Raw genomic sequence first — 7196 nt, forward strand, 5'->3', positions numbered from 1 at the left:
GGACGTTCGGGTCGGTGTCGGTGGCGGCGGTCAGGACGGTTTGGTGGGTGTCCGGGTGGTCCGGCCACCGCTCCCCGAGCACGTGCAAGGCGGTGTTGCGGACGTAGGTGGTGTCGGTGGTGTCGGTGGTGTCGGTGTCGGTGGTGGCGGCGGTCAGGACGGTTTGGTGGGTGTCCGGGTGGTCCGGCCACCGCTCCCCGAGCACTTCCAAGGCGGCGCTGCGAAGGAAGGGATCCCAGGGGATGCGCGCCTGGCGCGTGGTTTCCTCCAGGTCTCGGCTCAGCGCCGCAGCGATGGCGCTGCCCCGAAACGGGTTAACCCCCGTCTGAGTCGCTTAGTACCAGCGCAGGTAGCGCTCCCGGCCGCTCCAGAAACGGTCGAAGGTCCCGAGGGCGGGCAGAGCTTCCTCAAAGGAGATAAAGCCCGACTGGCGCAGCACGGTGGTGAGGGTGTTGATGACGGCGTCGCTTTGCGCGGCCACGGAAAGGTGTCGGTCCTTGCTTCCCTGCGCGGGGGAGGCGCCGATTTCCTTGACCTCGGCCAGGACGCGGATGGCCAGGACCAGCATCGGCGCCGACCCACCGCGGGGGCTGTCTTCGCGCCGGTGTCGGTGAAGGAGGTGTGCGATGAAGGCCGCCACGCCACGCTGACGGAGGTTGCCGGCCATGAGGAGCAGTACTTCGTGCCACGCGGGGTCGTCGGCGTGTTCTGCCAGGACCGCGACCATCTCGTCGCGGGTCCATTCCTCCTCGTAGGACCGGTTCAGGAGTTCGGTGGCGGCGAGGTATTCGAGGAAGGTGCGGTGGACGAACCCGTAGATGCCTCCGCCGTAGTGGGCGAGGAGGAAGTTGCGGGTGCGTAGCCGGTCGACGACGTGTTCGGCGGCGATGTCGGCGGCGGTGTGGGAGATGTTCTGTTCGGTCAGGTAGGTGCTGATGATGCCGGTGAGTTCGGTGTGCTGGATGAACGTGCCGGCGGGGCGGCCCGCGCCTTCCTGCATGCGGCGGGCGATGCGCTGCAGCACCTTGAGGCGCTTGTCGACGTTGAGCCACTCCAGTGCCTGGGCGGCCTCCCCGGTGACCGGGGCGTGGGGGTCGAGGAACTTGGCGTCCCTGTCCCACTGCTCGATGAGGACCTCTACCGCGTGGGCGTACACCTCGCGCCGCTCTCGCGGGATGGTCTTGCCGAGCCCCATGGACGCCAGGACGGTCAGCAGCAACGGGTTCCCGGCCAGCTCCGCCACTGCCCGCACCCCCCTTACCGCGCCGAGCAGGCGTTGGGTGAGCTGGGAGGCGAGGGAGAGGTTCTCCGGGTGGGCGGCGGTGTACCAGCGGCGGATGAACTCCTCGACCTGTCCGCGCTCCAGGTCCTGCAGCATCACCTGCGCGAATCCGGCCGCGGTGAACTCGCCCGACCGGTAGCCGTACTCTCGCGATGTCACCACCACCCGCACATCCGGGTGGTCGGCGGCGAACGCGGTGATCCGCCGCGCGGTCTGCGCCCGCACGGCCGGATCGAACACCTCGTCCAGGCCGTCGAAGAACACCACGACCTGCCCCCGCGCGAGCAACTCCTCCAGGACCGGCCGTGTCAGGCCCATCCGGTCCTGCCGGTCGACGTGCTCCAGGAAGTCCTCGATCGTCCGGTCACGCCACTGCGCCTGCGCGTACTGCCGCAGCTCCACCACCACCGGCACCAGCCCGGCGAGCTCAGCTACCTCGGCCGGCACCTCCCCCAACCCGCCCGCCAACGCCAACGCCATGTACTTCGCCAGCGTCGACTTCCCCGCACCCGGATCACCCAGCACCACCAGCCGCCGGCCCCCCTCACCCGCCAGCACCTCCAGCACCGGCCGCGCCGGCTGCGCGTGATACTCCCTGCGCAGGGCGCGGGCCGCCTCGACCTCCATACTCGGCGGCAGGTCGGCATCCACCAGTTCGTGCGCCGCCAACAGCCGGCGCACCTCACCCGGAACCTGGGCCACGTGCGGGCGGCACAACTGCGGCATGAACACCTGCCGCACCTCGATCACCGGCGGCTCAGCGGCGTTGCCGGACGACCCGAGGACATCGAGGTTCAGCCGCCGGTGCATCTCCCGCACCCGCCGCCGGTACGCCTCCACAGCCGCAGCCAGCTCAGCCGCACGCACCTGCCCCTGCGCGCCAGCATCCCCGCCGGCGGCCAGGCGGGCAGCCTCACGCTCTTCCCGGGCCCCGCCCAGCAACCGCTCCCACCGAGACCGTTCCGCCCGCAGCCACCGATCCTCCACCCGGCCATCGGCCGCCAGCGAACGAGCCCCGGCCCAGGCCGACCACACCGCCACCACCGCCAGCAGAACCTCGGCGTCCTGCGGCACCTGCGCCTCGCCCGCACGACCGGTCGGCGGCACCCACGAGCTGATCCGCTTCCCGGCGAACCTCTCCGTCCCCGCCCGCCCGGTGCGCCGTACCGCCCTCTCCAGCTCCAACTGCCCGCACAGAGCCTGCTGAGCCTTGCGCGCCTGCTCCGCCCGCTCCTTCAGCTCCAGCAGCCCCCCGTACAGCGCCTGCCGCTTCGGCCCCGACCCCAGCTCGTTAGTCGACACCATCTAGCCACCCACCTCTTCCCCGCCCGTATCTGCCCGCCCCGCCCGCAGCAGGGCTGACGGGCACCCCCGACCCGCGACGGTGACCAGCAGCGTAGTACCCACCACGCCCTCTCCGCCCGGAACTTGGGACACCTCACCCGCTCCGATGCCACCTTCAGAACACCGCCGGGCCCGGCGTCCCAACTCCAGCGATCGCCCGAGAGGACACCCGCCATGAACGACGACCTCATCCGTAAGACCGAGCCCGCCGACGAACACACCGGCGCCGACACGGCGGCGGAAGCCCCCACCACCGCCGCCGAAAACCCGATCCTCCGCCAGGCCGGGCGCACCGCCCTGCTCTCCCTGGCCGCCACCCCCGCCCCGATCCTCGTCGCCGTCGTTGAGTGGTGGCTGAAGACCCGCTGACCCCCAACCCTGATGGGCGTGGCGTGGCAACCGCACACTGCGAGCGCCACGTCCAAACAGGCACTCCTCCAGGCCACCTCGAAGGCCGGCCCCCAGCCTCCAGGCCGCCCTGCGGACGGGGCGGCCTGCAGCATTGCCAGGCCGACTGCCACCGGCCCCGGCGAATCAGAACAAGATGCCCATGAACATCCCCATGACCGCGAGCCCCAAGGTCATGACGACCGTGAACACCAAGGCGCCGCGGGTGAGGGCCGCCTGCTTGGCGGCCTGAACGGCGGCGGGATCCGACGGGTTGGTCGGGTCCGGGGCTGTGCCGTACCCGATGATCCCGGCGACGACGGCGGCCAGCAGGAGCACCACCAGGACCAGAAGCACCTGGATGAAGGACTGCAGGCTCACGCGGCACCCCGCTCGAGCGCCGGGGCGAGGGCGGTGGAGTGCAACTGCGCCGGAATCCACAAACGCTGCTCCCGGGCGGCCTGGTACACGAACTTCCCGAAAGCCGGAGCCCGCAACGTCGTCCCGGTCATCGACCAGGGCGAGCACGATGGCCAGTGGGCGATCGTCATGCCGCGGGCGGACAAGTCACTCGGCCAGCACCTGGCCGAGTCCGGCGGCACGCTCCCGCTCGACGAGGTCGTCCAGGTACTACGCGACGTCGCGGCGGCCCTGGCCGACCTGGACGGTGACGTCGTGCACTGCGACCTCAAGCCCGCCAACATCCTGCTTCTCGACGGCGTATGGTGCCTCGCGGACTTCGGGATGGCCCGGATCACCGACGCACCCGAAGCGCCATGTGGCTGGTCAACCTGACAAAGAGTCAGGTTGAGGCCAGCCACATCGGTTGATCCATGAGGGGGGCATGTAGCCGCGCAGGTGCAGCCCGTAGGCATGGGGCACTGCGCGGCCGGTGGTGGCCAGGCCTCCTAGTCTGCGGCGCCGGGGAGCCAGCGGGCCGTCTGGCGGAGGGCGGTGGTGACGGCCCAGCACCACAGCAGAATGCCCAGGATGGCGACGGCGAGGCCGGAGGCGGTCAGGAGGGTGCCGGACACGGAGCTGTGGTGCTGGGCGGTGACGGGGGTGGCGAGCCACGCTCCGACCAGGATGCCCAGGCCGTTGGCGATGAGGACCGGAAGCAGGACGCTCCAGGCGGCGCTGCCGACGAGGACGCGGTGGTTGCCGGTCAGGCTGCCGATGGGTGCCATGGTGCGGCTCCAGCGCACGAATTCCGTCAGTCCGCTGACGCCGAAGGAGAGCGCGAGTACGGCGACGCCCGCGATCCCGAGCAGGACGATCCAGCGGCCCTGGTCGGCGGTGAGGTTGGCTCCGACGAGCCAGCCGCCTCCCAGGGGTTCGACGCTGATGCTGCCCGGCAGGGTCCGGTAGGCGACGGTCTTGATCTCCGCGGCGGACAGGGCTTCGTCCGGGGTCTGGGCGAGGACGAGGAGTTGGGACATGTGGTCCCCCGGCACGGGGGCCAATGGGCCGAGGCTGCTCGCCGTCGTGTTCTGCGGCAGCGCCCCCATCCACGCGGCGATGGCGGCCACACGGGGATCGGAGCCCCCGCCGACCGTGATCGGGCCGCTGTCGTTGCAGCGGACCTTGAGTGCCTCCAGCGTGGGGCAGTCGGCGTTGAGCTGCATCTGCGGTGGCTGTGACCCCACGACCACCCGCACGAGGAGGGTGTTCTCCGGTAGGGCGTCGGCGAAGTGCTCCAGGGCCGTGCGGTCGGAGGCGGAGAACTGGACTTCCAGGACGCTGCGTCCGACCGACTGGTTGACCGCTTTCGCGTTCTGGACCGTCGCGCTGAGAGTGGAGAACCAGACCTGCAGTTGGATCATGAGGATGATGCCGGCGACGAGGCCGGTGACCACCCGGGCGACGACCCCGGGGTGGGCGGCCATCCACCGTCCGGAGACGACGGGAGCCGGCCGGCGCAGGACGCGGCCGGCCCGGGCGAGGCCCTCGCCGGCCGCGGCCGTGACCATCCCGATCGCCGCCGGCAGGGTGGCCAGGGTGCCGAGGACGCCGATGTAGTTGACGAGTGTGTGCCCGGCGCTCTCGAGGGAGAAGAAGTCGGGGCCGCGGACCGCGACGAAGATCATGACCGGGCAGGCCACGGCCGTGCGCAGGGGCGAGCGTCGCTGGCCCATCGGTCGGGGGCGTCGGCTGCGGACGGTCTCGGCGCGATCCAGGGCCAACAGCCCGGCGAGGGACAGGGCGGCGCCGGCGGCCCAGGCGAGGAGCAGGGCGGCAGTATGGGCACGCAGGTCGGCGGCGGACACGGCGTAGTCGACGACAGGAAGCCTCAGGTCCGCACTGAGCAGGGCCGTGAGTGCGGCGAGGCCGGCCAGCGAACCCAGGGCGACCGGGACGGCGGCCTCACCCAGGTTGATCAGGGCCCGGTCACGCGGTCCGGCCCCCAGAACGGAGGTGAGCGCGGTGCGGCGGTCCCGGCCGCGGGAGCCGGTGCGTACTGCCGTGAACATCAGGACGAGGGCGGGCAGCAGGAGTAGCCCCACGATCAGGGACTGGAACTGCCATTCCGGCTTGGTCGTGAGCATGTCGCCGGTCGGGGTCGCGATGCCGACCGGAGCGCCGTAGCCGGCGATCGGCAGCACCCCCTCGTCGTCAGGCCCGAAGGGCACCGCCGGGCGCACGTAGACCAGCTTCTCGTCCACGGTCTCCAGCCCGGCGCGCCCGATGGTGCCGGCGACCGTGCCGTAGCGGTCGGTGATCCCCTCGGCACGGCCCGCGCGGAGCAGGGCCGGTGACAGGACGGCCTGGCCGGGGGCCGGCCAGGCCGTCACTCCGGGCGGCAGGGGGGCGTTGTCGACCAGGGGAGAGATTTCGACGACCATGAACTGCCGGCCGCCGACCGAGTCGAACCCGGAGTGCCACAGGGCTGTGGCCTGCTCCCCGGGCGCGAGACGGAAGTGGGGCGCGCGGGCGGCGTTCCGGGTTTCACGCTGGTCGTAGGTCAGATGACCGACGGTCAGCGTGAGACAGGCGATGATCGAAGCGAAGGCCGCGAGCAGCAGCGCGGTGAAACGGACGCGTCCGGATTCGGCGTTGAGCCCGGCGCGGTACCCCACCCGCAGGAGCTGGACCGCAAGGCGCCGGTCAGTCACGGACCACCGCCTGGGCCGGCTGGAGGGCGCCGCCCGCCAGCCGCAGGACACGGTCCGCGCGGGCGGCGATGTCCTGGTCGTGGGTGACCACCAGGAGGCCGCAGCCGTGTTGTCCGGGCAGGGCGAACAGGATGTCGGCCACGTGGTCGCGGGTGTCCTCGTCCAACGCCCCGGTGGGCTCGTCGGCCAGCAGGAGCCGGGGCGTGTTGATCAGTGCGCGGGCCACCGCGGTGCGCTGGCGCTCGCCCCCGGAGAGCCGGTCGGTCCGGACGTCCTGGGGAACACCGAAATCCTCCAGGAGGGCCGAGGCCCGCTGGTAGGCGGTGGAACGCTCCTGCCGGCCCAGTAGCGCCGCCAGCGCGACGTTGTCCCTTGGAGTCAGTTCCGGGAGCAACTCCCCGAACTGGAAGACCATGCCGATGGAACGCTGCCGGTGCCGGGCCATGGCGCGGCCGCGGAGTGTCCGCAGGTCCACGCCGTCGACCGTGACCGTGCCGGACGAGGGGCGCAGCAGCCCCAAGAGGCACGAGAGTAAGGTGCTCTTGCCGGAGCCGCTGGGGCCCACGACTGCGACGGACTCGCCTGACTCGACCCGCAGATCGAGGTCCTGGAGCAGGAGGCGGTCGCCCAGGGAATAACGCAGGCCTCTCACATCGATGGCCGCCCGCTGATCGGGATTGCGTGTTGCGTGCGGTACGGACAACTGGCCACCTCTGTCTTGGGACACTCGCTGCGCGTTGGCGATGATCTGGACGCTTGGCAAACTTACTGGACACTCCCGTGCCGGCGTGCCGAAACGGGCGAAGTCCTTCGGCCGTCGAGAGGCGGTATCCGGCCAGTAGGGGAGTTCCCCGACTCCGGCGAGGTCGCATGGATGCTCGGTCGGCGAATAAATCTAGGGAGCCGAATCGAGGGATAATGTATTCCATCGATTGTGAATGCGAGAATGGCCTGCTGGAGTTGGAGTTGCCATTCCCGGAAAAAGTGTGCCGACGGGCGAAGCGCCGGGTGGGGGGGGCCCGGTAATAAAGCCCCCCCCCCCCCGCGCAAAAAAAAAAACCCCCCGCAAA

7 protein-coding genes are annotated in these 7196 nt (G+C 70.9%); 2 read left to right on the top strand and 5 right to left on the bottom strand.

What is annotated here, in order from left to right:
- The coding region (locus ACFU74_RS14125; RefSeq protein ID WP_380756130.1) for a hypothetical protein at positions 1-211 on the bottom strand (211 nt) is incomplete at its 3' end.
- Positions 212-334: 123 nt separating this feature from the next.
- Complete coding sequence (locus ACFU74_RS14130) at positions 335-2587, bottom strand: NACHT domain-containing protein (protein WP_380756132.1); 2253 nt, start codon at positions 2585-2587, stop codon at positions 335-337.
- A 213-nt stretch (positions 2588-2800) separates the two neighbouring features.
- On the opposite strand from ACFU74_RS14130, the gene ACFU74_RS14135 reads away from it, so the two are divergent.
- Positions 2801-2995 (top strand): hypothetical protein, encoded by a 195-nt coding sequence (locus ACFU74_RS14135; protein ID WP_380756133.1) that lies wholly within the window; start codon positions 2801-2803, stop codon positions 2993-2995.
- Positions 2996-3160: 165 nt separating this feature from the next.
- Here ACFU74_RS14135 and ACFU74_RS14140 read toward each other — a convergent pair whose 3' ends face one another.
- Positions 3161-3394, bottom strand: coding sequence for a hypothetical protein (locus ACFU74_RS14140; RefSeq protein WP_380756136.1), 234 nt, complete (start codon positions 3392-3394; stop codon positions 3161-3163).
- A 33-nt stretch (positions 3395-3427) separates the two neighbouring features.
- Here ACFU74_RS14140 and ACFU74_RS14145 point away from each other — a divergent pair, with 33 nt between their 5' ends.
- Positions 3428-3808, top strand: coding sequence for a protein kinase (locus ACFU74_RS14145; protein ID WP_380756138.1), 381 nt, complete (start codon positions 3428-3430; stop codon positions 3806-3808).
- Positions 3809-3921: 113 nt separating this feature from the next.
- On the opposite strand, the gene ACFU74_RS14150 is transcribed toward ACFU74_RS14145, so the two are convergent.
- Together ACFU74_RS14150 and ACFU74_RS14155 are read right to left on the bottom strand one after the other, a co-directional pair.
- A complete protein-coding gene (locus ACFU74_RS14150; RefSeq protein WP_380756140.1) occupies positions 3922-6126 on the bottom strand; it encodes an ABC transporter permease in 2205 nt (734 codons plus the stop codon).
- Positions 6119-6778, bottom strand: coding sequence for an ABC transporter ATP-binding protein (locus ACFU74_RS14155; RefSeq protein WP_380756142.1), 660 nt, complete (start codon positions 6776-6778; stop codon positions 6119-6121). Before ACFU74_RS14155 ends, ACFU74_RS14150 begins: the two co-directional genes overlap by 8 nt.
- Positions 6779-7196 lie beyond the last annotated feature (418 nt).

The organism is Kitasatospora sp. NPDC057500 (genome assembly GCF_042802195.1).
GTDB lineage: Bacteria > Actinomycetota > Actinomycetes > Streptomycetales > Streptomycetaceae > Kitasatospora.

Bases quoted from the DNA above. Each gene is read 5' to 3' on its own strand.
- ACFU74_RS14130 (WP_380756132.1), bottom strand. From the start codon at position 2,587: ATGGTGTCGACTAACGAGCTGGGGTCGGGGCCGAAGCGGCAGGCGCTG.
- ACFU74_RS14135 (WP_380756133.1), top strand. From the start codon at position 2,801: ATGAACGACGACCTCATCCGTAAGACCGAGCCCGCCGACGAACACACC.